At 64.8% G+C, this 25,775-nt stretch carries 24 protein-coding genes; 11 read left to right on the top strand and 13 right to left on the bottom strand.

From position 1 onward, the window contains the following. Positions 1–131: 131 nt before the first annotated feature. The 3 genes from JNB89_RS13595 to JNB89_RS13585 all read right to left on the bottom strand — a co-directional run bounded on the left by JNB89_RS13595 (position 132) and on the right by JNB89_RS13585 (position 2,678). Positions 132–1,022 carry a MerR family transcriptional regulator gene (locus JNB89_RS13595; RefSeq protein ID WP_220362497.1) on the bottom strand — a complete coding sequence of 297 codons (891 nt, stop codon included), beginning with the start codon at positions 1,020–1,022 and terminating at the stop codon, positions 132–134. A 90-nt stretch (positions 1,023–1,112) separates the two neighbouring features. Next, on the bottom strand, positions 1,113–1,667 hold the full coding sequence (locus JNB89_RS13590) for a GNAT family N-acetyltransferase (RefSeq protein ID WP_220362496.1): 555 nt from the start codon (positions 1,665–1,667) through the stop codon (positions 1,113–1,115). A gap of 123 nt (positions 1,668–1,790) precedes the next feature. Beyond that, positions 1,791–2,678: a DMT family transporter gene (locus JNB89_RS13585; RefSeq protein WP_220362495.1), complete on the bottom strand. Its 888-nt coding sequence runs from the start codon at positions 2,676–2,678 to the stop codon at positions 1,791–1,793. Between the two features lie 115 nt (positions 2,679–2,793). Between JNB89_RS13585 and JNB89_RS13580 the strand changes: the two genes are divergently transcribed. Beyond that, positions 2,794–4,230, top strand: a complete 1,437-nt coding sequence (locus JNB89_RS13580; RefSeq protein WP_220362494.1) for a PLP-dependent aminotransferase family protein — start codon at positions 2,794–2,796, stop codon at positions 4,228–4,230. Positions 4,231–4,333: 103 nt separating this feature from the next. On the opposite strand, the gene JNB89_RS13575 is transcribed toward JNB89_RS13580, so the two are convergent. The 3 genes from JNB89_RS13575 to JNB89_RS13565 form a co-directional block, all read right to left on the bottom strand. Then, on the bottom strand, positions 4,334–5,407 hold the full coding sequence (locus JNB89_RS13575) for a TAXI family TRAP transporter solute-binding subunit (RefSeq protein WP_013343150.1): 1,074 nt from the start codon (positions 5,405–5,407) through the stop codon (positions 4,334–4,336). Between the two features lie 64 nt (positions 5,408–5,471). Continuing rightward, positions 5,472–6,539 (bottom strand): hypothetical protein, encoded by a 1,068-nt coding sequence (locus JNB89_RS13570; RefSeq protein ID WP_220362493.1) that lies wholly within the window; start codon positions 6,537–6,539, stop codon positions 5,472–5,474. 356 nt (positions 6,540–6,895) lie between these two features. Continuing rightward, complete coding sequence (locus tag JNB89_RS13565) at positions 6,896–8,491, bottom strand: MDR family MFS transporter (RefSeq protein ID WP_220362492.1); 1,596 nt, start codon at positions 8,489–8,491, stop codon at positions 6,896–6,898. A gap of 74 nt (positions 8,492–8,565) precedes the next feature. On the opposite strand from JNB89_RS13565, the gene JNB89_RS13560 reads away from it, so the two are divergent. Continuing rightward, on the top strand, positions 8,566–9,375 hold the full coding sequence (locus JNB89_RS13560; protein WP_223216746.1) for a TetR/AcrR family transcriptional regulator: 810 nt from the start codon (positions 8,566–8,568) through the stop codon (positions 9,373–9,375). Here the strand turns inward: JNB89_RS13560 and JNB89_RS13555 are convergent. Next, complete coding sequence (locus tag JNB89_RS13555; protein ID WP_220362561.1) at positions 9,364–9,786, bottom strand: hypothetical protein; 423 nt, start codon at positions 9,784–9,786, stop codon at positions 9,364–9,366. The genes JNB89_RS13560 and JNB89_RS13555 overlap by 12 nt on opposite strands. Here JNB89_RS13555 and JNB89_RS13550 point away from each other — a divergent pair. Continuing rightward, positions 9,724–10,254, top strand: coding sequence for a response regulator (locus JNB89_RS13550; protein ID WP_013343154.1), 531 nt, complete (start codon positions 9,724–9,726; stop codon positions 10,252–10,254). The two genes, JNB89_RS13555 and JNB89_RS13550, sit on opposite strands and share 63 nt — an antisense overlap. A gap of 138 nt (positions 10,255–10,392) precedes the next feature. On the opposite strand, the gene JNB89_RS13545 is transcribed toward JNB89_RS13550, so the two are convergent. Together JNB89_RS13545 and JNB89_RS13540 are read right to left on the bottom strand one after the other, a co-directional pair. Further along, positions 10,393–11,031 (bottom strand): Fur family transcriptional regulator, encoded by a 639-nt coding sequence (locus tag JNB89_RS13545; RefSeq protein ID WP_220362490.1) that lies wholly within the window; start codon positions 11,029–11,031, stop codon positions 10,393–10,395. Between the two features lie 200 nt (positions 11,032–11,231). Beyond that, positions 11,232–11,858, bottom strand: a complete 627-nt coding sequence (locus JNB89_RS13540) for a glutathione S-transferase family protein (protein WP_220362489.1) — start codon at positions 11,856–11,858, stop codon at positions 11,232–11,234. A 143-nt stretch (positions 11,859–12,001) separates the two neighbouring features. On the opposite strand from JNB89_RS13540, the gene JNB89_RS13535 reads away from it, so the two are divergent. Continuing rightward, the gene (locus JNB89_RS13535; protein WP_220362488.1) at positions 12,002–13,696 is read left to right on the top strand and encodes an ATP-binding domain-containing protein; all 1,695 of its coding nucleotides are present in this window, start codon (positions 12,002–12,004) and stop codon (positions 13,694–13,696) included. Positions 13,697–13,764: 68 nt separating this feature from the next. On the opposite strand, the gene JNB89_RS13530 is transcribed toward JNB89_RS13535, so the two are convergent. After that, the gene (locus tag JNB89_RS13530) at positions 13,765–14,712 is read right to left on the bottom strand and encodes a phosphoribosyltransferase (RefSeq protein WP_220362487.1); all 948 of its coding nucleotides are present in this window, start codon (positions 14,710–14,712) and stop codon (positions 13,765–13,767) included. A gap of 217 nt (positions 14,713–14,929) precedes the next feature. Between JNB89_RS13530 and JNB89_RS13525 the strand changes: the two genes are divergently transcribed. Together JNB89_RS13525 and JNB89_RS13520 are read left to right on the top strand one after the other, a co-directional pair. After that, entirely contained in the window at positions 14,930–15,472 is a 543-nt protein-coding gene (locus JNB89_RS13525; RefSeq protein WP_013343159.1) for a molybdopterin-dependent oxidoreductase, read from the top strand. After that, positions 15,442–17,304 (top strand): ATP-binding response regulator, encoded by a 1,863-nt coding sequence (locus JNB89_RS13520; RefSeq protein WP_220362486.1) that lies wholly within the window; start codon positions 15,442–15,444, stop codon positions 17,302–17,304. Before JNB89_RS13525 ends, JNB89_RS13520 begins: the two co-directional genes overlap by 31 nt. Positions 17,305–17,338: 34 nt before the next feature. Here the strand turns inward: JNB89_RS13520 and JNB89_RS13515 are convergent, their stop codons facing one another. The 3 genes from JNB89_RS13515 to JNB89_RS13505 all read right to left on the bottom strand — a co-directional run bounded on the left by JNB89_RS13515 (position 17,339) and on the right by JNB89_RS13505 (position 20,102). Then, the gene (locus tag JNB89_RS13515; RefSeq protein ID WP_220362485.1) at positions 17,339–18,193 is read right to left on the bottom strand and encodes a helix-turn-helix domain-containing protein; all 855 of its coding nucleotides are present in this window, start codon (positions 18,191–18,193) and stop codon (positions 17,339–17,341) included. Between the two features lie 308 nt (positions 18,194–18,501). Beyond that, positions 18,502–19,845, bottom strand: coding sequence for a type II toxin-antitoxin system HipA family toxin (locus JNB89_RS13510; RefSeq protein WP_220362484.1), 1,344 nt, complete (start codon positions 19,843–19,845; stop codon positions 18,502–18,504). A 2-nt stretch (positions 19,846–19,847) separates the two neighbouring features. Continuing rightward, positions 19,848–20,102: a helix-turn-helix domain-containing protein gene (locus tag JNB89_RS13505; protein ID WP_220362483.1), complete on the bottom strand. Its 255-nt coding sequence runs from the start codon at positions 20,100–20,102 to the stop codon at positions 19,848–19,850. 291 nt (positions 20,103–20,393) lie between these two features. Between JNB89_RS13505 and JNB89_RS13500 the strand changes: the two genes are divergently transcribed. The 5 genes from JNB89_RS13500 (at position 20,394) to zwf (ending at position 25,749) form a co-directional block, all read left to right on the top strand. Further along, entirely contained in the window at positions 20,394–21,734 is a 1,341-nt protein-coding gene (locus tag JNB89_RS13500; protein WP_220362482.1) for an NAD(P)/FAD-dependent oxidoreductase, read from the top strand. A 28-nt stretch (positions 21,735–21,762) separates the two neighbouring features. Then, positions 21,763–22,395 (top strand): C39 family peptidase, encoded by a 633-nt coding sequence (locus JNB89_RS13495; RefSeq protein ID WP_220362481.1) that lies wholly within the window; start codon positions 21,763–21,765, stop codon positions 22,393–22,395. A 135-nt stretch (positions 22,396–22,530) separates the two neighbouring features. Continuing rightward, a complete protein-coding gene (locus JNB89_RS13490) occupies positions 22,531–22,800 on the top strand; it encodes a hypothetical protein (protein ID WP_013343166.1) in 270 nt (89 codons plus the stop codon). Between the two features lie 136 nt (positions 22,801–22,936). Then, on the top strand, positions 22,937–23,872 hold the full coding sequence (gene lhpI / locus JNB89_RS13485) for a bifunctional Delta(1)-pyrroline-2-carboxylate/Delta(1)-piperideine-2-carboxylate reductase (RefSeq protein ID WP_220362480.1): 936 nt from the start codon (positions 22,937–22,939) through the stop codon (positions 23,870–23,872). A gap of 395 nt (positions 23,873–24,267) precedes the next feature. Beyond that, the gene (gene zwf / locus JNB89_RS13480) at positions 24,268–25,749 is read left to right on the top strand and encodes a glucose-6-phosphate dehydrogenase (RefSeq protein ID WP_013343168.1); all 1,482 of its coding nucleotides are present in this window, start codon (positions 24,268–24,270) and stop codon (positions 25,747–25,749) included. The last annotated feature ends 26 nt before the right edge of the window (positions 25,750–25,775 follow it).

Below are 25,775 nucleotides of genomic sequence, written 5' to 3'. Positions count from 1 at the left end.
TTGAGTGATGTAACGATAGAAGGTCAGGACGGACGGCGCAAGCGGGCTTCTAGATGCGCCACTCTAGAGCAGGGCCGCGTTGGATTGCGTGCTTGAGGATTGCGTCGAGGCACGCAAACCGGCGCGTGGACTCACTGCTTTGACGGTTTCTTCCGGCCGGCGGCGCGTGGTGTGGAAGGGTTCGCAGCAGACTCGCCAAGTTTTTTGGCCATGATGGCCGCGACGCGATCGCCCAGATAATCGCCGGACGCTTCTTCCAGCGCGCGGTTCATTTCGCTTTCGACGAGCACCATTGCCAGTGGCCGAACGCGCCAGATCGCGTCGACGAGGGCGGGCACGTCGGCGGGCGGCGGCAATGCATCCGCGTCGTAGCGGTCCAGTTGACGGACCACCAGATCCACCAGCGCCTTCGCCACCGCGTTGAAATGAGGCCGCGCGGTGCCGACGGCTTCGAGCAGATCGGCAAGCGGAATGCCTTCCTTGGCGAGCGTCGCGCCTGCGGCGAGAGCCGTGGGACTGCCGGAGACGAACGACAGACCGTCGCGTTCGAGCAGACCGAGCTCGACGGCCTTGGTGAGCGCGGCCGGCGAGGCCTTGTCGCCGAACATTTGCAGCAGCTCGATGAGGGAATATTTTCGTGGATGCTCGCGCGACCAGCGTCCGCCGATCGCCGTCTCCAGGCCGAGAATCGAGCGAAGATCGTGACCCTCGTCAACGGCCTTGATCAGATCCTGGATGTTCGCGAGCGTGTAGCCGCGTGCGAGCAGATGATTGATCAGCTTCAGACGCGACACATGCGTGTCGTCGTACACGCCCACGCGGCCACGCTTTTCAGGCGGCGCGAGCAGGCCGCGATCCTGATACGCGCGTACGTTGCGCACCGTCGTATCGGTCACGCGCGCGAGTTCGTCGACGGTGTATTCGTTGCGCGGCAAGGCGCCGGTCGGCATGCCGGTGGGTGTGTCGGTCGGCGTGCTCGGAGTGTCCGGCGCGGGCGGGGTGCGGGGCGGCGTGTTGGGCATGTCGGCGATTTTACCGCGCTGCCTTCTTGGCCGACCATCGCGGCGCACCGTCATGGCCCACCGTCGCGGCGCCGCTCAAGCGCGCTGCTTTCAGTCCTGCGACGGCGGTGTCGAGCAACCGCTGCCCAAGGTCCTTTGCATGAGCGTCGTATCGAGCCAGCGGCCGTGTTTGAAACCCACGGCTTTCAAGGTGCCGGTCAGTTCGAAACCAGACTGTGTGTGCAGCGACAGCGATCCGCCGCTGCCGCCGTCCGCAATGACGGCGACCATCTGGCGCCAGGGGCCGGCTTCGCATCGCTCGATCAGCGCCTGCAGCAGCATGCGGCCAAGACCCCGCCCGCGATAAGCGTCGCTCACGTAGATCGAGTCTTCAATGGTGTGGCGATACGCGGCGCGGGGGCGGTATGGCGTCGCGTAGCAATAGCCCGTGACCTCGCCGTCGATCTCCGCGACCATGTACGGCAGTCCATGACTGCGCACCGACGTGAGCCGGGCTCGCAACTCGTCGACGCAAGGCGGGACCTCCTCGAACGACGCGACGCCGGTCAGCACATGATGCGCGTAGATGGCCTGGATGGCGGGCAGGTCGGCTTCGGTCGCGTCGCGAATCAGCGCGGGAGCGGGGGCAGGGCGGGTTGTACTCATCAGGTAGTCCAGGTGCGGTCTTGGCCGCGGTATCGGTTGTCCGACGATACCTTCGACTATGCCTGCAGCGCGCGCAAATTTGAAGCCGGCCAATAAGTCCTTGCGACGCAGCCGTCGCGCGGATCAACTGGCGGGCCGCGCGGGCGCCGCTTTCGAGAAGCGGCGGGCCCCCGCCACGCAGGCCACCACCGCGACGGTGACCGCGATCATCGAAGGCGGCACCTGTTCGTGCAGCAGCAGTCCCGCGAGCAGCAGGCCGAAAAACGGCTGCAGCAATTGCAACTGGCCGACGCCCGCTATCCCGCCGAGCGCTAGCCCGCGATACCAGAACACGAAGCCGATCAGCATGCTGAACAGCGACACGTAAGCGAGTCCCCACAGCGCTGCGTGGCTGATGCCCTCGAACGAGGCGGGCCGGGTCCACCACGCGAGCGGAAGCATGACGGGAAGCGACAGCACCAGCGCCCACGAAATGACCTGCCAGCCGCCGAGATGCCGCGAGAGCCGCGCGCCTTCCGCATAACCGAGCCCGCACGCGACGATTGCGGCGAGCATCAGCGCGTCGCCGACCGGGGACGCGTCGATGCCGTGCCGCATCGCGAACGCGACCACCGCGCCGCTGCCGAGCGCCGAGAACAACCAGAACGCTGCCTGCGGGCGCTCGCCGCCGCGCAGCACGCCGAAGATCGCGGTGGCCAGCGGCAGCAAGCCGACGAAGACGATAGCGTGCGCCGAACTCACGTGGCGCAACGCAAGCGCCGTCAACAGCGGGAAGCCGACCACCACGCCGAGCGCGACCACCACGAGCGGAACGACATCGCGCCACGCGGGCCGCGCCTCGCGGAACACGAGGAGCAGCGCAAGGCCCAGCGTGCCCGCAATGGTTGCGCGCGCGACCGTGAGGAACACCGGATCGAGTCCTTGCACGGCAATGCGGGTGGCCGGCAGCGAGCCGCTGAAAATCAATACGCCTATTAGTCCGCTCAGCCAGCCGTTCGTCGTCTTGTCCATCGGGAAGGTCGGTACATGTCGAAAAGAAGCGTATAGCATCCGCTTCCGTTGCGGAAAGGTTAAGCTACGCATCAGTACAATTCATGCAAACTGTACCGACGAAGGAGCAGTACAGATGGGCGAGAGTGGTCAGAGCCGGCCGATCGATCAAGCGCAGGGCACGCGGGTCGGCATTGTCATGGACAATCTGCGCGAACGCATTGCCAGCCGCTCGCTGATGCCCGGCGCGCGTGTGCCGTCCATCCGCATGATGACGGACGCGCTTGGCGTGTCGAAGTCGACGGTCGTGGAGGCCTACGACCGGCTCGTGGCGGAGGGCGTGATTGTCGCGCGGCGCGGCTCGGGCTTTTTCGTGTCGGGCCATGCGCCGCCGCTCGCGCTTGCCGATCTTGGGCCGCGTCTCGATCGCGAGGTCGATCCGCTGTGGCTCACGCGCCAGTCGTTGCAGTCGAGCCAGAAGGTGCTCAAGCCGGGTTGCGGCTGGATGCCGGCGTCGTGGCTCCCCGAGGACGGCGTGCGCCGCGCGCTGCGGGCGGTAGCGCGCGATCCGCAGTCGCCGCTCGCCGATTACGCGAACCCGTACGGCTTGCCCGCGCTGCGTCAACAGCTTGCCTGGCGGCTTGCGCAGCACGGCGTGGAGGCGCCGCCCGAGCAGATCATGCTGACCGACGGCGGCACCCACGCTCTCGACCTGGTGTGCCGTTTCCTGCTCGAACCGGGCGACACGGTGTTGATCGACGATCCGTGCTACTTCAACTTCCAGGCGCTGCTGCGAGCGCACCGTGCGCGTATCGTGGGCGTGCCTTATACGCCGTCCGGTCCGGATCTCGCTGCCTTCGAGCGGGCACTGATCGAGCACCGTCCACGGCTTTATGTGACCAATTGCGCGATTCATAACCCGACCGGCGCGACGCTTGCGCCGGCCGTCGCACATCGGCTGCTGAAGCTCGCAGGCGAGCACGATCTGCTGGTCGTGGAAGACGATATCTTCGCCGACTTCGAGGACGAAGCGGCACCGCGTCTGGCGGCCTTCGACGGGCTCGCGCGAGTGGTGTCCATCGGCAGCTTCTCGAAAACGCTGTCCGCGGCGGCGCGTTGCGGCTACATCGCTGCACGCGCCGAATGGATCGAGCCGCTGACCGACCTGAAACTCGCGACATCGTTCGGCAACGGGCAACTGAGCGCGAGTGTCGTGCATCGGCTGCTGGTGGACGGCACGTACCGGCGCCATCTGGAGTCGATGCGCGCGAAGCTTGCCGATGCGATGGGCGAGACGATGCGGCGCCTCGGCTATGCCGGACTTGACGTCTGGACCCGGCCGCGCGCGGGCATGTTCGTGTGGGCGCGTCTACCCGATTCGCTCGATGCCGCCGAGATCGCGCGTCACGCGTTGGGCGCGAATGTCGTGTTGGCGCCCGGCAATGTGTTCAGCGTGTCGCAGTCCGCTGCGAGTTACCTGCGCTTTAACGTGTCGCAATGCAATCGGCCCAAGGTGTACGAGACCTTGCAGCGGGCCATGGAGAGCGCCGCGATGCGCAGCGCGCGCGTGTGACGGCGGTCGGCTTGGTCGCGGTGCTGGTTTTCTGCGATGTATCGGTCCGTATGCTATGGATCGCTGTGCGGGCGTCCACCCGACCACCTGTCCGATCAACCAATCACTTGCACAGCAAAAGCAGCCGCTCCTGGTTCGAGCAAGTGCTGCGTGCCTTCTGCGCGACCTGCGCCGCCGCCGCGTTCACGCTCGCGCTTCGGTTCGCAAGACACGCGCGCAAATGCTTCTCGACAGGCGGATAGTATTTCCAGCCGCGCACGAGCGTAGGCAGTTCCAGCTTCACCTGCTTCCACTTCGGATGCCCGCGTTCCTGCAGATTGTCGAAGTTCGCGCATAGCGAGTCGGCGAAATGGTTCAGATTGCCCACGGTATCGCGCAGGCCATAGTCGTAGGTGACGAGGAAAGCCTTGACGGTCAGCGTAGGGACATCTTCTTTCAGCCAGTTTGGATAACTGGTCGCGCGAATGGTGGCCGGGAAATAGGTCTGCTTTGCGCGGGCCGTTTCGGGTGCGGCGGGATCCGCTCTGAGCAGACGGATCTGTTGCAACAGTTCCGGATTCATGTCGTTGAACAGCTTGGCCGGCTGCCCGACGACGATAATCGCGACGTCCACTTTCTTCACGATCAGCGCGGCGAGCGCGTCCTCGTTGCTCAGGTGCTGGACGTTCTGTTCGGGAATCGGCTGGCCGAACATCAACCGGTAGAGCGTGGTCGCCGACTGCGCGGTGCCGCTGCCGAGCAGGCCGACGCTGATGGTTTTATCCTTGATGTCGCCTAGCGTCTTAAGCGGCGAGTCCGCGCGCACCACGACGTTTATCTCTTCGTCATACAGCGGCATGATGAGACGCAGCGGACGAATCGCCGTCCCCGCATCCGGATTGCCGGAATTGGCCATGTCGATGTACGCCTGATAGACGTCGGACTGCACGAGGGCGAGCTTGACGCCGGGCTCATATCTCATGCGTTGCACGTTCTCGGCGGAGCCTTTGGATGCGACCACGGACAGATCGATGCCCGCCGGTTGCGCCACCCATTTCGACAGGTCCTGGCCGATCTGGATGTAGGTGCCACGTTCCGGGCCGGTCACTATCTTGTAGTGCGCGGGTTCGGCACTGCCAGGCGAAGAAACGAGGAGCAGGGCCGCTCCTAGCCATCCCATCAAAAGTTTGTTCAGCATGGTTCGCACCTGTTCGGTCAGGTTGGCACAAGCCGGTTCATTTCGGTTAGCTTCGGAATCCGGATCATTGTTCAGCGACTTGCTTCGCGCTCTTCGCACTGGTCGCTCTTTGCGTGTCGAGCGGCGCCCAGCCGGTCTCGCGAATCACGCGCTCGAGAATCGTTTTGCCGGGATCACTGCCCGTGTCGAGGGCGAGTGCCTCATTCGCATGCTCGCGCGCGCAGGCCCACGATTGCTGGTCGGCGCACAGTTGCGCAGCGAGCAACGCGGCGTCGCGGCGCGCGGCCAACGGCTTGAGCCTCGCGGCGAGGGTCTGCGCCTCGTTGTTGTCGGGCTGCAGCGCTTGCGCGGCCGACAGGGCGGCTTGCGCCGCGCTGAGATCGTTGACGCCGAATGCCGTTCGCGCGGCCTGCAGGGCTTGCGCGGCGTCGTGAAACTGCGGCGCGCGAGGTTTCGCTGCGGTGATCGCTACCGCTATGGGCACCGTTGCGGGCGTTGCCTGCGGGGCGCTGAGCATGCTGCCTGCGCCGGTCGACTTGCCGGGAACCACGGCAAGATGCGACTCGGCCGCCTGCTCAGGCGCGTAACGTGCGATGGCGCCCGTCGCCGTTCTCGCGTTCTGCGCGGCTTCGGCGGCTTGCTCGCCGCTGCCGTAATGCAGATCGCGGCTCTCGCTCAATAGCGCATAGCCGACATACGCCAGGCCCGCGGCGACAACCGCTGCGCTCGCGAGCAGCACGTGCCGGACGCGCAAACCGGGGCGCGGCGCGAGGTCGTCTGCGTCCGCGTCTGTGTCTGTGTCGGAAAGCGGCAGCAGCGCGGTGTCGGGCGCGACGAGTGGCGCGGGCGATGTGTGAAGCGCGGCCGTGGGTGCCAGATGCAAGCCCGCGTGCAGCGCGCCGCCGGGGAAGTCGGGCTCGCTGAACGTGGGCGCCATGAAGCTGTCGTGCAGTGGCGACATGTCGAGCGTGCTTGCGCGGCGCTCGTGCAATGCGCTGCGTGCGGGCGCCTCGTTGCCGAGCGGGTCGAAGGCACCGCAATACGGGCAGCATTCGAGTTGACGGTAGAGCGCGCCGCCACATCGTTTGCAGGGTGTCGGAAACTGATGGGCGGTTAAGGGTTGAGTGGACATGCTATGGCTCCGCCTGTGGAAAACAATGCCGTTACGGCATGCTCCCGATCGTGTTTGAGGCGGCGTGGGCGTCCCGCGGAAACCACGATCTACATGCGCCAGAGAGTCCGGGCAGGCAAGCGACGCTTGCGTTGCCGTCGTTTTCAATATGTGGCGTTTCGAGACGCGCGTCAATGGACTATCGACCCTAGGTAATGTGCGCTACCGCACATTACCAGGTAGGACCAATCATCGCGCCTGTCAGGAAGACGAACGCACGCCGCTATTTTCATGTTGTGGCGTGCCGTTTGGGGATGAATGTCGGGCGCATGCGATCGATCTCTGCGTAGGCGCCCGTGCAACCGCGTGCAACGCGATCAGTGCTTGCGCAGCGGATGATCCTTGAGGAACCACGCAAGCGCGAACGCGAGCAGCACGACGCAAGCCGCGGACAGATACACCGTATGCAGCGCGCCCGCGAATGCCTGCAGATAGTCGGCGCGCAGTGCGTCGGGCAACGCGCGGATCGCCGCGGGCCCGAGCGCGTGCGGCAATTCGGTGTCCGCTGGAAGCAGCTTGTCGAGCCGCGCGGCGAGGCCATTCGAGAACACGGCGCCGAACGCGGCCACGCCGACCGAACCGCCGATAGAACGGAACAGCGTGGCGCCCGAAGTGGCCACGCCGACATGCCTGAAATCCACGGTATTTTGCACGGCGAGTATCAGCACCTGCATCACCATGCCGAGGCCGCAGCCGAGAATACCCATGTAGACGTACATCACATGAGTCGGCGTATCGAGCTGCAAGCGCGCAAGCAGCAGCATTGCGACGGCCACGAGCAGGGTGCCCGCGATCGGGAACATGCGATAACGGCCAAGCTTGCCGATGGCGCGGCCAGTCACCATCGACATGACGAACAGGCCGCCCATCATCGGCAGCATCTGCATGCCGGCTTGCGTGGGCGTCGCGCCCTTTACCACCTGCAGATATAGCGGCAGGAAGGTCACGGCGCCGAACATCGACACGCCGACGATAAAGCCGATCAGACTGCTCAGCACGAACGTGCGCTGCCTGAAGAGTTCGAGCGGCATGAGCGGTTCGACGGCGCTGCGCTCTTCGTGAATGAAGCCCCAGATTGCGACGAGCCCCATGCAAAGCGTGAGCCAGAGTTGCGGCGAGGTCCACGGCAAAAGCGTGCCGCCCTTGCTCGTGAACAGGATGATGCAGGTGAGGGCGCCCGCGAGAAACGCGGCGCCCATGTAGTCGATAGTGTGCTTCACGTGGCGCACGTGCGGCTTGAACACCGCGCCGATCACGGCGAGCGCGACGATGCCAAGCGGCAGATTGATATAGAAGATCCAGCGCCACGTGAGGTGCTCGACGAGAAAGCCGCCGAGCAACGGACCGATGACGGTGGCAAGGCCGAACACGCCGCCGAACACACCCTGATAGCGGCCACGTTCGGCAGGCGGAATGACATCTGCGATTGCGGCCATGGTCACCACCAAAAGGCCACCGCCGCCGAGTCCTTGCAACGCACGCAATACGATCAACTGCGTCATGTCCTGCGCGATGCCGCACAACGCGGAACCCACGAGGAAGAGCCCGATTGCCGCCTGCAGCACGATCTTGCGGCCGAACAGATCGCCGAGCTTGCCGTAGAGCGGCACGACGATGGTCGAGCTGAGCAGATAGGCGGTCACGACCCAGGACAGATTGTTGAGCCCGCCCAGCTCGCCGACGATGGTCGGCAATGCCGTGGACACGACGGTCTGGTCCAGCGCGGCCAGCAGCATGACGAGCAGCAGCGCGGGAAAGAGCAGGCGGACGGGCGGGTGGCCGGCGGCGAGCGCGTCCGGCTGATGGGCCGGGTGCTCGCCTTGCTCCGCCGCTGGACGAGCGGCGGCGTGCGGATCGGCTTGCGGTTCGGCCTTGATCAGGCGCTGCGGTTGCGCGTGAGTTGACTGTTGCATGGCTGCGGTGTCTTGAAATTAATTAACGCAGAAATTAATATATGCGACATCTGGTCGCGCGTCAAACGAGAGCAATGGCAAAGAGTCCGTCGGCGGGTAACAAGGAAAGCGGTGTGAAGGAGGGGGCCGGCAAGGCTGCTTCGCCGCGGGTTGGCGAGAGCGGGAAGCGCCGCGCGAGCGCGGCGGCTGACCTTGCCGCGGCAGCCTCGCAAGGCACCCGGCCACAAGACGTCGCAGTGCGACGACCGGGACGCCCTTCGGGCGCGGCACGCGGCGCCGAGCAGCGCAGCCGCCTGCTCGACGCGGCGCTCGAACTGTTCGCCCGTCAGGGCATAGTCGACACGACGCTCGGCGAGATTGCCCGCGAGGCGGGCTTCACGTCGGCCATGATGCATTACTACTTCAAGACGCGCGACCAGTTGCTGGATGTACTGATCGACGAGCGCATCGGCCCCTTGCGCGCGAGTCTTGGCGTACCGTTCCAGGAGCATGCGGACGATCCCGTCGCCGCCATCACGCAGCTTGCGCAGCGGATGGTGCGGGCAGCGGTCGCGCACCCGTGGTTTCCGTCGCTATGGGTGCGTGAAGTGATCAGCGACAGCGGGCTGTTGCGTCAGCGCATGCTCGAGCGTTTCGGTAACGCGAATCAGAAGATGTCGCTTGCCGCCATCGAGCGTTGGCAGAAAGAAGGCCGTCTGAATGCGGCGCTCGAGCCGTCGCTGATGTTCATCACACTGCTCGGCCTGACGGTCTTGCCTCTTGCCACCTCCAAGCTATGGCGCGGCGATCCCAAGCGTCGCCAGGCGGGCGAAGAAGAAGTCGCCCGTCACGCGGTTGCGCTGCTCACGCAGGGCATTGCTCCGAAGAAAGCTTCATCCGACTAAACAAGGTGAATGGCGGTCAAACCGCGGGCGCGTCTTGCTGTGGCCAATGCGCGGCACATAACCTGCTACCCATGAGGTGAATGGGAGCGTCGCGCACCGGGGCCGCGCGGCGTCACAGAAGAAATCTATGCAGGAAGACGCAAGAACGCTGCTGCGGCGCGCGCCGTGCATGGCATCGCACGTGGCCGCGGCGAAGCGGGTGTCGGCACCGGTTGCCGCGAACAGGCCACCGCGAGCCGTTTTTTCATTGGCGTGCAATTTTGGCGCGTTATGGTGCGCGCGTGGCAGGTGGCCTTGATTACAATCGGCGCTTTCCTGCAACTCGGCACATGAAATCGAGTCGGAACCATGAACAGCAACATCGCGGCCGCGCAAATCGGCGGCAAACAACATCAACAGCACAAGCAGCAAGGTGACACCTTGGCCAAGCCTGACGGCCTAACCGGATTTTTAGAGCAACAACAGAAGATGAACGGAGCATTGAGACTCGATCAGACCACGATCGTGCTCGTAGAAGACGACCCGGACAGCCGGGAATCGCTGACCTTGTTGCTCGAAGCGGAAGGCGCAAACGTCGTTGCAGTGGCGGATGCAGAAGAGGGTGTCGAAGCAGCGGTCCGCCTGCTACCCGATGCGGTCGTATGCGACCTGGAATTGCCCGCCATGGACGGCTTCTACCTGATCCAGCGCCTGCGCGATCATGAGATTCGCGGCGATCACCCGCCTTCGGTGGCCGTGGCGCTGACAGGCCATACCGACGACGCTTACCGTCTGCGAAGTATCGGCGAGGGTTTCCAGCATTTCATGACCAAGCCGGCCTTGCCGGAAGATCTGGTGACCTTGCTGCACGACGCCATTGGCGCGCGCGCGGCGCGGTGAGTGTGCGGCGCAGGGGCGATTAGCCCGGATTCGCGGTTGTTGCTTCCCAGCCCGCGGCGAAGTGAGCGCAACGCCTGGCGTGCGTTGTGCTTCGTCCGCGGCACAATGAATGCAGCGCCGGCAGCCCGCCCGCCATGCTTATTTCACGGCGCCAGGCGCTGTTACGCCCACCTTCGACCCGGCCGCCGCAGCCACTTCCGCCGCCTGACACGCGGAACACACTCCCTTCAGTTCGATTTCGTCGCTGGCGACCCGGTAGCCCGCGTCCTCTATTTGGGCGATGAGCGCCCGGCGCAGTTTCGGCTGATGCAGTTCGGTGACGTTGCCGCACTGCTGGCAGACCACGAGAATGCCGTGCTGGCATTGCGTGAGGTCGTGGCAGACCGTGAAGGCGTTGATTGACTCGATGCGGTGCACGAGCCCCGCCGAAAGCAGGAAGTCCAGCGCGCGATACACCGTGGGCGGCGCCGAGCCTGGGTGGATCTGGCGCATTTCGTCGAGCAGCGAATACGCTTTGGTGGCGCGCCCCGAATTCAGCAGCAACTCCAGCACTTTGCGGCGGATCGGCGTGAGTTTCTCGCCGCGTTCGCGACAATATTCTTCCGCGAGAGCCAGCGCGGCTTCGGGCGATTCGCCATGCGGGTGCCGCGGCGCGTGTGCGTGATCATGCGGGTGTGCATGCGGGTGCGCATGCGCCTCGGCCGCAGCGGCGGTTTGATCCGCTCTGGCGGGAGCGGTGGAGTGCGGGGCGTGCGCGGCGGGCTTGGCGTTCTTCATGAAGCGATTATAAAGGCCAATGCGGGATTGCTGCCCGAGGCACGCGTCGCTGGCGGCCTAGCGGCAAAGACGCAAAGGCACAGTCACGAACGGCGCAGCGTCAACCGCCCAGCGCCGCATGGCCCCGGGCCATGGTGCCGCGATCCAACCTGTTTCATCATGCACAAACGCCCAATCGCCCAAACGCGCGCGACTCCGCATCAGGTCAACGGAAAGTCCACGTATTTCTTGAAGCCCGAACGGGTGGCAATGCGCGAATACCAACGCTCGAGGCTCGGCAGCGGCGGACGCTCGATGCCCGCGAGGCCGAACCAGCGTTTCGCATAGGCGCCAATCACGATATCGGCCAGCGTGAACTTGTCGCTTTCCAGGAAGAAACGGCCCTGCAGATGCGTGTCGAGCAGGCGCCACAGCGAGGTGACGTTGCGCACGTCGTCGGCCAGCTTCGTTGCGTCGCGCTGTTCCGGCGGCGTACGCACGAGGGTCCAGAACACCGGCCGCTCCGCCGGCTGCAGCGTGGAGAGCGACCAGTCGAGCCAACGGTCGATGCTCGCGCGCAGTCTCGGCTCGCTCGGGTACAGCGGGCTTGCCGCACCATATTGAAGCGCCAGATAGCGCAAGATCGAGTTCGATTCCCACAGCACGAAGTCGTCGTCCACCAGCGTGGGTATCTTGCCGGTCGGGTTCATCGAAAGATAGGCGGGTTCGTTATTGCGCCCGAACTGCAGGCCCGCGTCGATGCGCTCATACGGCAGCACCAGTTCATCGCAGCACCACAACACCTTTTGCACGTTCACTGAGTTCGTGCGTCCCCAGATCGTAATCATCCGGTCAATCCCTTTTTGTCGACAATTGGCAAGCCGCGCCTTGCGCGGCGTTCAACCAGTAACGATACACGATCCCTGCGTTTGCATGCCTGCGCGCCATGCGTTGCGTACAATGAGCGCACCGAATTACGACGAGGCACCGCATGGCCCGCATTGTCCCCGACGACTGGAAGAGCCTCGCCGCCACCGGCGCGGCAGCGCGCGAACGCGAGACCCTGGCGCTGCTCGAAAAGGCATTGCCCGAGAGCTACACCGTCTATCACGGTGTGCACTGGACGCGGTTGAACCAGAACTTCTCGGTATTCGGTGAGGCCGACTTCGTGATCGTCAGTCCGGCCGGCCGCGTGATGATCGTCGAACAGAAAACGGGTTTTCTGCGCGAAACGCCTAAAGGACTGGTCAAGGTCTATCTGCAAACCGAACGCAACGTGGCGATCGCGCTTGCGCACACCATCGAAGGGTTGCACCGGCGCTTTACCGCGGCGTTCGGCGCGGGCACGTATTTCATCGAAGAACTTCTGTACTGCCCCGACCACATCGTGAAAGACGCCGCGATTGCCGGGGTGAACCCCGCGCGCATTGTCGACGCGACCCGGCGCGACCGGCTGGCCGCCGTGATTCGCGAAGCGTTGCCGGCCGACGAGCCGCGTCTGCCTTGCGCGTCGAAAATCCACCACTTTCTCGCCGATGAACTCGCGCTCACACCCGACGCGAGCGCGCTCGTCGGCCAGGCCGGCACGCTCGTCACACGGCTGGCGGGCGGCCTCGCAACGTGGGCGCGGCGGCTCGAATTCTCGCCGTTCCGGCTGCGCGTGATCGGCACGGCCGGTTCCGGCAAGACGCAACTCGCCGTGCAGGTGATGAAAGACGCGGCCGCGCGCGGCGAGCGTCCGTTGTACGTGTGCTTTAACCGGCCGCTCGCCGATCACATTGCGCGCGTAGCGCCGCCGCAGGCCAAGGTCGCGAACTATCACCAGTTGTGCGACTGGATCGCGCGCGACGCGGGCCGCGAGCCCGATTTCGAATCGGGCCAGGTGTTCGATCAGCTCGAGGCGATGTTCGCCGAAACGCCTATCGACGCGCGCTGGCAATTCGACGTGCTGATTGTCGACGAAGGGCAGGATTTCCAGGAGCCGTGGGTCGCCGCGCTCGAACGCCTGCTGCGGCCCGGAGGCGCATGGTGGTGGCTCGAGGATCCGCTGCAGAACCTGTATATGCGCGAGCCGGTCGCGCTGCCGGGCTGGACCACGCTCAAGGAAACCACCAACTACCGCAGCCCGCGCGACATTCTCGATTACGTGCGCGAGGTGGTCGGCGCTTCGGTGCCGAGCGCGGCGGCGCTTGCCTCGGGCAGCCCGTTCGACGGCTCGGACATTTCCCTGTCCGTCTACGACGAAGCGAACGCCGCCGAGGCCGCGACGGAAGCGACCAAGCGCGCCATTACGCAAGCGCTGTCGCTGGGATTTCGCAAGCAGGACATCGCGGTGCTGTCGTTTCGCGGACGCGAGGGCTCGGTGATGACCGCGCAGGATCATCTCGGCCCGCACCGGCTGCGCAGCTTCACCGGCAAATACGATTTGTTTGGCAATCCGGAATATCGCGAAGGCGACGTACTGTTCGAATCCATCTACCGTTTCAAGGGGCAGGCGGCGCCGTGCGTGATTCTCACCGAGGTCGATTTCGCCGCGTTCGACGAGCGTATCGCGCGCAAGCTGTTCGTCGGCGCGACGCGCGCGACGATGAAGCTGATCATCGTCGCGTCGCAGCGTGCCGCACGTCATCTGCATCTACATGATGCGAAGGACCGCAAGGAAACCGCAGAGGCGCGCGAAGCCTGACACGTGACGTGTGAAACGTGACGCGTGCCGGCGCCGGCGCTCAGGCTCGAGCATTCAAACCCGCGCGCTCAACCCCACGCCCGGGCGCCGACCAGCATGCCAGTGCGGGTCTGCGCGTCCCACCAGATCACGCGCAGAAGCGGCGCCTGCTGCGCAATCAGCAACGCCTGCACCGGATCGCTTTCGACGAAATGCGTGACGCCGCCCGCCAGCGCCGCCGCCGCCTTGTGCGCGGCAGCGCCCGCCGGGCTTTCGTCGTGCGAGCCGGGCACGCGCATGACCAGCTGCATATGGCCGAAGCCATGCCGTTCGAGCCAGGCCTCGGTACGCGCGCGGTCCATTTCCGGCCGGCCCGTGATGATCGTGCGCACACGCTGCAGGTCGATGCCGGGCAGCACCTCGAAGGGCAGTAGCGCGTCGCGTTCGACGAGCGCCGCGGCGAGATCTTCGTCATAGCGCGCGAGCGGCACGTCCGGCAGCAGGATGCCGTCGAGGTCGATCGCGTAGGTCGCGTAGTGGTGGTCGTGCGCCATCGCGGCGGCTTCGCCGGCTTCCACACGCGCCCAGTCGTCGCGATAACGCTGCGTGTACGCCTGGCGCTCCCACGGAAAGAGCGCGAAATAGCCGCGTGCGTCGATTGCGTAGTCCGGCTGCGTGCGGCTGAGATCGTCCACGGCGCCAGTCAGCGTCTTTACGACGAGGCCATGCTGCTGAAGAAACGCGATGCAATCGACCAGCGTGAAGCCGCGTCCAGCAATGTCCTCGCACAGCAGGACCTTGGAGCCGGCGGACGGCATGGGCAGCGTCGAGTCCCACGCAACCGTGCGAGAGCCGCGGTCGTAGCGCAAGAACGCCACGGGCGCGCCGGCCGAGTGGGAAACCATCAGCGCGAGCGGCGCTCCGCCGCGCAAAATGCCGATTGCCATTGCAAAACCTTCGGCGAGCAACGTGGGCTGCAACGATTCGATCCAGTGATCGAGTTGCTCATACGTGAGAGGCAAAACCGGCTTGTTCATAACGCTCGTTGAGTCGCATAACGCATGCGGGAGGGTTGCCGTTGCGCGGGCAACGCGCACTGGCGGCAGACCTTCGTTTATTCTGCAGAGAATTTGACGATATTATGCATGCCGTTCGGCATTCGCGCGTCGGGGTGACGCGTGCGACGGCAAGTCAGGGTGCTGCGCCCACGAGGGCAGCAGCGCCGCAAAAAAACAGACCACGGATAAAAAGCAAATGACCAATCTGACGGCAGCAGTGCAACGCAGATCAGGCGCGCCTGCGGGCGTGCGCTGGGCTATCGGGCTCATCTTCGCGCTGGCCGCGTGGAGCGTAGCGGCGCAGACGGACCCGACGGCGCTCTCGCTCGACGTGACAGGCAAGATCGGCAAGACTAACGACGCGGCGCACCGCGCCTATCACTTCGACGAGGCGCAGTTGCTGGCGCTGCCGGCTCATTCGATCACCACCGCGACCACCTGGACGCCGCGCTCCACCTTCACAGGACCTCTGCTCGCGGATATTCTGAAGACGGTCGGCGCGCGTGGCACGCAGGTCGAGATTCATACGCTCGACGACTACACGTACACCATTCCCGTAACGGACTGCGACCGCTATGGCGTGGTGGTGGCCTACAACATGAACGGCCGGCGTCTGAAAATCACCGACTTCGGCCCGCTGTTCCTCATTTACCCGCGCGATGCGTTTCCCGATGAACTCGCGGGCGCCTCGGGCGATTCAAAATTCGTATGGCAGATCAAGGCACTCATCGTCAAATAACGCGCCGTCCGTGGCGCCGGTTTTTTTATGTGCTGATCTGGCTCACCGCGCTTGCGGCGCCCGCCGGCGCCATCGGCTATCTGCTCTACTCGAACCTGCTCAATCCGGATACTACTGAGTCGCTGACCGGCTCGTACGACGGCTTTTATTGGGACGCGGCGCAACTGCAAATTGCCTATGCGCGCTTCGAGAACCAATTGCTGCTGTATCAGGCCGGCGTGGACGACGACTACTCGCGCATCACGCTGCGCTACCAGTTGCTGCAGTCGAAGCTGCACGTCATGGAGGGCTCCACACTCAGGCTCACCACGCAGGTCGCGCTGGTGCAGCGACAACTGGATGAAATCCACGCGCTCGACCGGATGCTCAGGGGCCTCGCTCCCGACGTCGCGGCCCTGCCGAAGGACCCCGGCGGCGTCAACCGGGTGGTCGCGCAATTGCGCCAGCACTGGAACGAAGTCAACGATCTGGCGCTGAGCCGCCGTTTCGCCGACGTCGCCGACCGCGAGGCGCTGAACCGCGATTTCATCGACAAGCGCCGCTTGCTGTTTGCGGGCGGCATGGTCCTGCTGCTGCTGTCGGCGGCGGCAACGCTCTTGCTCGTGGTCAACGGCCGGCGCCGCACGCGTCTCATGCATCAGCAGCACGCGGCGCTCGAGGCCGAACACCAGGCGAGCCGCGCGGCGCGCGAGGCGAGTCTCGCGAAAGATGCGTTCCTCGGCATGATCAGTCACGAACTGCGCACGCCTTTGCATGCGATTGTTTCGTCGATCGAATTGCTCGGCTTTAACTATCACTCCGAAGCCGACCGCAAGGTGATCCAGCGGCTCGAAACGGCGGCGCGGCATCTCGAAGCGCAGATGAAGGATTTGACCGATTACGCGCGGCTCGGCGCCGGCAAGCTCGAGCTGCGTCACGAGCACTTCGAGCCACGCGAGCTGCTCGCGTCGATTGTCGACGAACATACAATGTCCGCCGCGGCGCGCGGGCTGAAGCTCGAAAGCGAGGCGAGCGGTGTGACGGGGCTGGTCGACTCCGACCCGCACCGCATTCGCCAGATCGTCAACAACCTCGTCACCAATGCGATCCGCTACACGGAGACCGGCACGATCCGCGTGAAGCTGATGCAGCGCCCGGCGCTGTTGAGCTTCGTGGTCAGCGACACGGGGCCGGGCGTCCCGCAGGCGCAGATTCCGCTCATTTTCCAGGAGTTCACGCAACTCGACGGCTCGCGCACGCGCCGCTTCGAAGGCGCGGGCATGGGGCTCACCATCGTGCAGGGACTGGTGCGGCTCTTTGGCGGCAATGTCGAAGTGGCGAGCGTGGTGGGCGAGGGCACCACCTTCACGGTGACCATTCCGGTCTCGCCAGTCGCGCCCGCGCCTTCGCGCGGCGCGCAGGCGCAGGCCGAGCCGGGCGGCGCGCGGCCGAGCGTGCTGATCGTCGACGATAACCGGCTGATTCGCGAGTCGCTCAGCGAAATGGTCGCGCACATGGACTACGACGCGCACGCCGTGGCCGACGCCGACGCTGCGCTCGCATGGCTCGACACGGGCCGCTGCGACGTCGTGCTGCTGGATCTGCACATGCCGGGACGCGACGGCTATTCGTTTCTCGCGGATCTCGCGGCGCGCGGCGGCCGGGTAGCGGGCGTGCCGGTGATCGTGGTCAGCGCGTATGCACCGGAGGCCGAGGTCGAGCAGGTGACAGAGGGGGAGAGCAACAGCGGCTCGGGCGCGCGGCCGTTTTTCGAAGCGTTATTAAAGCCAGTACATTACGGCGATTTGCGCGACGCGTTGCAGCGTGCGCTGGCGTCGCGGCATACCGTCTAACGTACGGCGCGCGACATTCGCCGGGTACGCTCGTTCACGGCCGATTCAGCCGCTTGGACAGGTCGGCCACCAGAATCGCCATGCGTGCCGGCTTTTCATAGCAGGCAACGTCGTAATTGCGGATCACCTGGCTGATTTCGGACTCGCTCGCCTTGCCCGTGAGCAATTCGCCGGTCAGCACGAAAATTGGCGCATCCGGATTTTCCGAGGCCCGCACCGCGCGAATCGCGGCCGCCGAGGTTTGCGAGCCGAACAGCCAGTCGATCACAATGCCGTCGAACACCTGGCTTTGCAGTTGCTCGGCAAAGGCGGCAAGCCCGTAGATGGCGACTGCGGCAAAGCCGCTGCGTTCCAGATAGTCGCGCAGATTGTCGGCGCTCGCCTGATCGTCGTCCACCACGGCGATGGTGGGCTTGTCCGTCTCCCCGCGACGCGGGTAGATCTCGATCTTATGAACCTCGTAGGCGCTGCCGTAAAGCGCGCCGTCGTGCCGCGCAACGCGCCACTGGCCGAGTTTCGAGTAGGCGACGAATTCCGGACGGCTGCCCGCTTCGAGTGCCGCGCCGACCCATGCGGTACATGGCAGCTCCATCGCGCCGATGCAGAAGACAGCTTCTTGCGCGATCGCGCCGACCATGCCGGGATCGAGCGACTGTGCCCCGAACAGCTGTGCAGCGGGTTCGCCGTATACTTCAGCGACTTTCTTGATCTGCGACAAAGTCCACGGACTATTGCCGCGCAGCTTGCGGTGTCCCTGCGAAAAGCTCAGATCGAGGATGCGGCAAAGTTCCGTGGTTTGCTGTCGTTTGCCGATTCCGTGCCGGCTCATCAACTCGCGCACGCGCTCGGCGACTGCGATGGAGTCAGGTGAGTGTGTTTCGTTGGTCATACTGCGTGAGAATCCGCCGTTCTTAAAAGGCTGTGGAGGGGCGATACGGCAGGCGTAACGCGGCGATGCATCATGCACGCAGCGCAACGCGGCTACGCGGGGGACAGCAAATGTACCGCAAAAAACCGCGCAGTCGGCGTTTTGTAACCGCGGCGTTGCGTCTGTTCATGCAGCCGGAAATCCCGCCGATACGGCGATGCGCTTCGGACTCTCCCGTGCGCTCAGGCACGCGCTTTTCGATGCGTTCTGAATAGACGCATTTTACCGGCGAAAACGGGTCATATCCATCCGGGCTCCTGCCGATGCGCTCAGTTGGGCGGCATGGCCGCCAGCTTTGCCGCCGAATTCCTCAGACCTTTGAAGATGCGTTCTGCGACCTTGCCGGGAAACCGCTCGGGCAATTGTGCGGAGACCTGATCGATTACCTGTGGCGTCTGTTCGAGCAGGCGTTCTATCAGCGGTTCGGCGCTTGCGCCATACGAGCACTTGAGCGCCATGGTGTTGAAGTGGCGCCGCTGCACGTCGCGAAAAGCGTCGTGCTTGCTGCGCGACCACATGCCCATCGCAAGGCGCGCCTTGAACCACGACCACTGGTTCGGGCCGTTGCCTTCCACTGGCCAGATCGACATGACGTCGTACAACGGCGTGAGCCGGTACTGGCCGCCCGCGAGCAGGCGAATGCTGAAGTTTTTCGCGTGGCCGTCCGGCGCGGCGAGCATCCAGAACAGAATCTGGCTCGCGAGCAGCGTTTCGATGTCTTGCGAGGCCGCGACCGATTGCTGCAGCACGCGCGCGAGGTCGAGCACGCCGGGACCGCCTTCGTTCTCGTACTTGCGATGCGAGGGCACGCCGTACACCTGGCAAAAATCCTCTTGCGGCAGGCGCAGCAGCCATTGGCCGCTTGAATGCAGTTGCCGGTCGAAGCGCTCGACGCTCAGCACGCGCTGTCTGCCGAAGGTCATGACTTCCGTGTTCGCCACCGGTAGGCCATAGGCGCGCAGGATGCGCAGGCATAGCCATTCGTTTTCGACGGAGGTGCTGAGGTCTGCCAGCTTGTTGCCGACAAGTCCGAGCGGCAGCTTGAAGATGTGCGTGGTGGGCGTCGCGCCGTGAGGCCGCTTCCATTGCCCGTCGTGCCACAGCAGTGCGGTCTTTTCCTGCGCGCCCGCGAGGGAAATCCGAAAGTCGTCGTCGCTTTGCTCTGCCGGGCCGAGCGCGGGCGCGCTGACCGTGCGCGTCAGCATTGCCTCGATTTCGCCCTCGGAAAGCGGCGTACCTTCGATCCGGTCGACGCCCACCGGCGCTTCGTCCTCGGCCAGCAACTGCACGGCGCCCACGCAGTCGCGGCCGATGGCTTGCAGCAGGTCGAAGGCGTCGAGCGTCCCGGTCCGGTAGCGCTGCGCAATACGCTTTCTGATGACCTCGCTGTCGGGCAGCAGATTGTCGAAATAATTGAGCACGCGCGGCCCTTTGTGCGCCATGTTGCCAGGCATGAAAGGCAACGAGAGCGACAAGGGCCGGCCGGCGGGCGAGCCGATCCACGCCGTGTCGTAGGAAAATTCCATTGGACCGCGAGGCGGAAGGCGCCATGTGCCGACACGCTCGCCGTTCGCCCACACCGAAAGCGCGCGTGAATGAGTGAGCCGCGCCATGCCTACCACTCGGCCTGCGGCGCCGCTTGCTCTTGCGGCTGGTTCTTGTCGCGCATCTGTAGTTGCATGCCGTACGCGCCGCATAGGGACAGCAGCTGTGCGACGGTCAGCGCGGCGGCGTCGGTTTCCCACGCGGAAATGCGGCTTTGGCTCACGCCGACGCGTGCGGCGGCTTCGGTTTGCGTCAGACCGGCCTGGCGCCGGCTGGCGGCAAGAATCTGGGCAATCTGATCCGGGGTGGCGATGACATGCAGCATGGCAAATATCCGGCAAACGAATATTTGTAGTTTATTCGTATCGCGGATATTTGGCAAATATTCGCCGGGCGAATAGAGCGCGAGCGTATCTGTTGCGCGGATATTTACCGATTATTCGTTTGGCGGATAAATGAACCATGCCCGGGGTGAAGATCCGAACGCCGAACGCCGAACGCCGAACGCCGAACGCGGACCCGAACGGGCTTTCCAGATCTGCGCTGCAAGCGCTGCATTGCGGATTACCGGCCTGCCTGCGAAGATTATGCCCGCACTTAAAAACTTCCTCACTCGATGACGACCACCTATCCGCTTCATGCCGGTTTCACGTCCGCAGACCAGCCGTTCCCCGAGCGGGCCGACGTGGTGATCGCCGGGGCCGGCATCATGGGTTGCGCGGCCGCCTACTACCTCGCGCGGCGCGGGTTGTCCGTCGTCGTGCTGGACAAGTCGCGGATTGCCGGACAGCAGTCGTCGCGTGCGTGGGGTTTCGTGCGTCAGCAGGGCCGCGAGTCGGCGGAAGTCCCGCTGATGATGGCCGGCATTGCGTTGTGGACCAACCTCGAGCGCGAACTGGACTTCGATCTGGAGTGGCGCCAGGGCGGCTGCCTTTACGTCGCGACCGACGAGGCGGACTGGGCCTCGTTCCAGCAATGGATGGACGTTGCGCGGCAGCACGGGCTCGATACTCGCACGCTCGAGCGCAAGCAGATCGACACGGTGGTGTCCGGCATGCAAGGTCCGGCGCTCGGCGGACTCTATACGCCAAGCGACGGTCAGGCCGAACCGCGCCGCACGGCAGCCGCTTTCGCCGCGCGGGCCGCGCAAGCCGGCGCGCTTTTCTTCGAAGGCTGCGGTGTGCTCGGCATGGAGCGCGCGGCTGGCGCGATCAGCGGCGTGGTGACTGAACGCGGCACGGTGCGTACGTCGCGTTTCATTTGCGCCGCGGGCGCGAGCAGTTGGCGCCTGCTGAAAACAATCGGCCTCGAATTGCCCCAGCAGGCGGTGCGCGGTACCTGCATGCGCACGAATCCACTGCCAGTCGTGAGCGCATCGACTTTCTGGGGACATGGCCTTGGCATCCGGCAGCGCGCGAACGGCGCGATCAATCTCGCCGACGACATGCAGGTCGACGTCGACATGACGCTCGGCCACTTCCGCGCGCTCAAGTGGTTTTTGCCGGAACTGTGGAGTCAGCGCGAGAAATTCAGTTTTCATCTGAACGGCGCATGTCTGCGCGATTTGCGCGACCGTTTGCCGGGCGTCGTGCCGCCAAACGAGCGCGTGCTGCATCCGCGCGATCCGCAGCCGCAGCCGAACGCGGGCCACGCGCCGCGTGCGCTCGCGAAACTGCGCGCGCTCTTTCCCGCGTTGAAGGACGCGCAGGTGGTGGAGTCGTGGGCCGGTCTGATCGACGTGTTGCCGGACGGCATTCCGGTCATCGACGCGCCGCCGCAAGTGCCCGGTCTCACCATCGCCACCGGATTCTGCGGACATGGTTTTGCAATGGGACCGATTGTCGGCAAGCTGCTGGCGGAGTTCAACGACGGCGGACAGCCGTCGCTCGATCTGTCCGCGTTCCGTTTGCAGCGCTTTTTCGACGGCACGATGCAGCGGCCTCGCAGCATGCTGTGAGCGCGGCGCTTTTCTCTTTCGCATCAGCATGAATGAACCCGTGTTGCGCCATACCGGCGTGCCTTACTACACGCAATGGGGTAGCCCGGAGTGGGTTGGCCCGATCGTGGAGAAGAACCGCGATCCTTGCGACGACCCAGGCTGGCAACGAAGCGGCTTTCTGGATCGGCAACGCTACCGCTTTTGGGCCAAACGCCTTTGCGGTCTGACGTGCCTCGAGTCCGCGCTCGACTACTGGGGCATCGAACACGGCCCGCGGGCGGCGCTGCTCGACGACGCGTTGCGGCACGGCGTGTATCGCATGCGCGAGGACGGCGGCGTGGACGGCCTGATCTACCGCCCGTTTGCTGCTTGGGTAGAAGATGCGTTCGGCGTGCATGTCGACGTGCTGCCGCAGGCTTCGCTCGAGCATATCGCCGCGCGTCTGGATTCGCGCACGCTCGCGATTGTGTCCGTGAGCCCCGAGATCCGCTATCCCGACGAGCCGAATCAGCGCCGCGGCGGGCACCTGGTTCTGCTGCATGGACGCGATCCGGGCGGGGTGTGGTTTCACAATCCCTCGGGAATCGGGGCGCAGCAGGCGAATGTCTATCTGCCGTTTGCGACGATCACGCGCTTTTATGCGGGCCGCGGCATGACGCTTCGTTACGGTGAGGGGTGAGCCGCCGCGTGCGGACGAAGGCCGCGGGCGACGCCAGATGGGGTGGCAGTAACCGCCCGCAGCAACAGCTTGCAACTGATCGGGCCCGTTTTCTGCTTACCCGCCTGTATCGACATCCGCGATACAGGACTCAACATGAATAAAACTCACGCCCTGCTCGCTGCGAGCTTTGTCGCGCTCAGCGCTATGACGGCGGCCCAAACCCATGCGGCGACCCGCGATGAACAGGCCAAAGCCTGCCGCGGCGACGCAATGCATTTTTGCGCGTCCGACATTCCCAACAAGGCGAAAATCACCGCCTGCATGAAACAGCACATCGACGAACTGAGTCCGCCTTGCCGGGCGATGTTCAAGGGCGGCAAGAAGTCGGCCGACAGCGGCGCGAAACCGGACGCGACGCAGTAAGTCCGCATCCGCGGGCGGCTCATGCGCGATGCGCGGGGAAACCGGTTTGACAAGACGCCAGGCAGACGGTCACGCGTCGTAGAATCGACTGTTCCGACTGCGTCCACACCCACGCCCCACCAACACCCATCAGCCCATGACCCGTCCGACCACGCAGATGTTCGACGCCGCCGCGACCGCGCGCTTGACTCCTTACGCCGCGCTCGTCGACGCATTGAAGCGCACCAGCATCGACTATGCGCAGCGGCGCATAGCCAGCCCCGAACGGCTCGGCGTGCCGCTCAACGGCGGCGGCATTCTGCTGTCCATGCCGGCGAGCGCGTCCGATCTCGCGATCCACAAGCTCGTCAACGTCTGCCCGGGCAATGGGTCGCGCGGCTTGCCCACCATCCATGGCCAGGTGATGGCGTTCGACGCCGACACCGGCGAGACGCTCTTCATTCTCGACGGCCCGACGGTGACAGGCCGCCGCACCGCGGCGATGTCGATGCTCGGTGTCCGCACCTTCGCGGCCGCCGCGCCGCGCGAATTCCTGCTGATCGGCACCGGCACGCAGGCGCTGAACCATCTTGAGGCGATCGGCGATCTGTATCCGCAAGCCCGCGTATGGGTGAAGGGCAGTGCGCCGGCACGCGCGGAGGCGTTTTGCGCCGCGCATCGCGGCAAGGCGTTCGAGTTGCGCCCGCTTACCCAGCCGGATGCAGCGTTGCCCGATTCCATCGACACGGTGATTGCGCTGACCACCAGCCGTCAGGCCGTCTATGACGAAGCGGCGCGCGCCGGGCGCCTCGTGATCGGCGTCGGCGCGTTCACGCCGGAGATGGTGGAGATCGGCGCGCGGACCTTGGCGGGCAGCGCGCTTTTCGTCGACGACATGGCCGGCGCGAAACACGAAGCCGGCGATTTCATTCAGGCAGGCGTGGATTGGTCAGGCGTGCGCGGCATTGCCTCGGTGCTGGACAACGCGGCTTGGGCGCCGTCGCAAACGCCGGTTGTTTTCAAAAGCGTCGGCTGTGCGGCCTGGGATCTGGCGGCGTGCCGGGTGGCGCGGCAGGCGCTTTCCGCCGGGTAGGCGGGGTAGGCGGGGGTCGGCGGGCGCCTCCAGGCGTGGCCGTGCACGGTTGGACGCGGCCACGCGAACGCAGGCCCCATCAATCTGACCAACGCGTCGGCCGCGCCAGCGTTTCCAGTCGCCCGGTTCGGGCCGACGCCACCCTCCGTCGTCCGGCGAAAAAAGCCATTCAAGACAGGGCTTTGGCCGAGCCGTTGGCATATTGCGCCAAGCTGCGGCACATGTTGCCGTGCAAACAATCTCAAAACGTTGCACCATAGGCGTTTGCCGGAAAACCCGCCGATGCGTGCAGCCCGAGCCGCGTCTGCGCTTTTCTGCATTTGCCCAAGGCCAGTCGTGGCCGCTGTCCTTCGGCGCCTCACAACACCTCTTTCCCACGACGCTGCGACCGCGCTATGACGACTCAACACGCTTCTGCGACTCCCGAGCTTGCGCTCGACATGATCATTTTCGGCGGCACCGGCGACCTGTCGTTTCGCAAGCTGCTGCCCGCGCTCTACATGGCGCATCTGCACTGCAACCTGCCGCCTGAAACGCGCATTATCACCATCGGCCGCAAGCCCTGGTCGCGCGAGGAATACATCGCCGAGTTCATGGAGCAGAAGGCCAAGCCCTTCATCGAAAAGAAGGCGTTCGACGCCGCCGCGTGGGACAAATTCCTCGCGCTGTTCGAATACGTGCGCATGGACGTCGACTCCGCCGACGACTACCAACGCCTGAAGGAAGCGTCGCGCGAGGGCGTGCGCCGCGTGTTCTATCTGGCCACGTCGCCGGATCTGTTCACGAACATTTGCGAAAACCTCTCGGCGGCGGGGCTCGTGGACGAGCTCTCGCGCGTCGTGCTGGAAAAGCCCCTCGGCCACGATCTCGCGTCCGCGCAGGAGATCAACACGGCAGTCGGCAAGCATTTCAACGAAGCGCAGATCTACCGGATCGACCACTACCTCGGCAAGGAAACGGTGCAGAACCTGATGGTGCTGCGCTTTGGCAATCCGATTTTCGGACCGCTGTGGCAGGCGCCGTACATCAAGCGCGTGCAGATCACGGTGGCGGAAACCGTCGGCGTGGGCAGCCGCGCAGGCTTCTACGACAAGACCGGTGCGCTGCGCGACATGGTGCAGAACCACCTGCTGCAACTGTTGTGCATCGTCGCGATGGAGCCGCCCGTCTCGCTCGATCCCGACGCCGTTCGCGACGAGAAGCTGAAAGTGCTGCGCTCGTTGCGGCCCATGACGCCCGAGGACATCGCGCGCGACACGGTGCGCGGCCAGTACACGGCCGGCGCGGTGGACGGCGAAGCGGTGAAAGGCTATCTCGAGGAAGACAACGTGCCGGCCGGCAGCCGCGCGGAAACCTTCGTCGCATTGCGTGCGCATATCAACAACTGGCGCTGGGCCAACGTGCCGTTTTACCTGCGCACGGGCAAGCGCATGCAGAAGAAGGTGTCCGAGATCGTCATCGAATTTTCGGATCTGCCTTTCTCGATCATTCCGAGCGGCGGGCGCAATTACGGCAACCGTCTCGTGATCCAGTTGCAGCCGGAAGAGTCCATCCAGCTCCAGATGCTCGCGAAAGAACCGGGCAGCGGCATGCATATGCTGCCGGTGAATCTGAACCTCGATTTGCAGCAGGCGTTCACCGAGCGTCGCGCGGAAGCCTATGAGCGCCTGCTGATCGACGTGGTTCGCGGGCGTCTCACGCACTTCATGCGCCGCGACGAACTGGAGGCCGCATGGGCATGGGCCGAGCCTATTCTTGCAGGATGGGCGAAGTCGGGCGAACGGCCGCGCAACTATACGGCGGGCACCTTCGGGCCGGCCGCGTCGACGGCGCTGATGGCGCGCGAGAACGCGGTGTGGGCGGAGGAGTCGCAGTAAGCGGCAGCTTGCCGCGAGCATTCTCG

Source organism: Paraburkholderia phenoliruptrix (assembly GCF_019511605.1).
Lineage (GTDB): Bacteria > Pseudomonadota > Gammaproteobacteria > Burkholderiales > Burkholderiaceae > Paraburkholderia > Paraburkholderia phenoliruptrix_A.
Note: the sequence above shows the minus strand (reverse complement) of the source record. Positions and strands in the feature narration are given on the sequence as shown.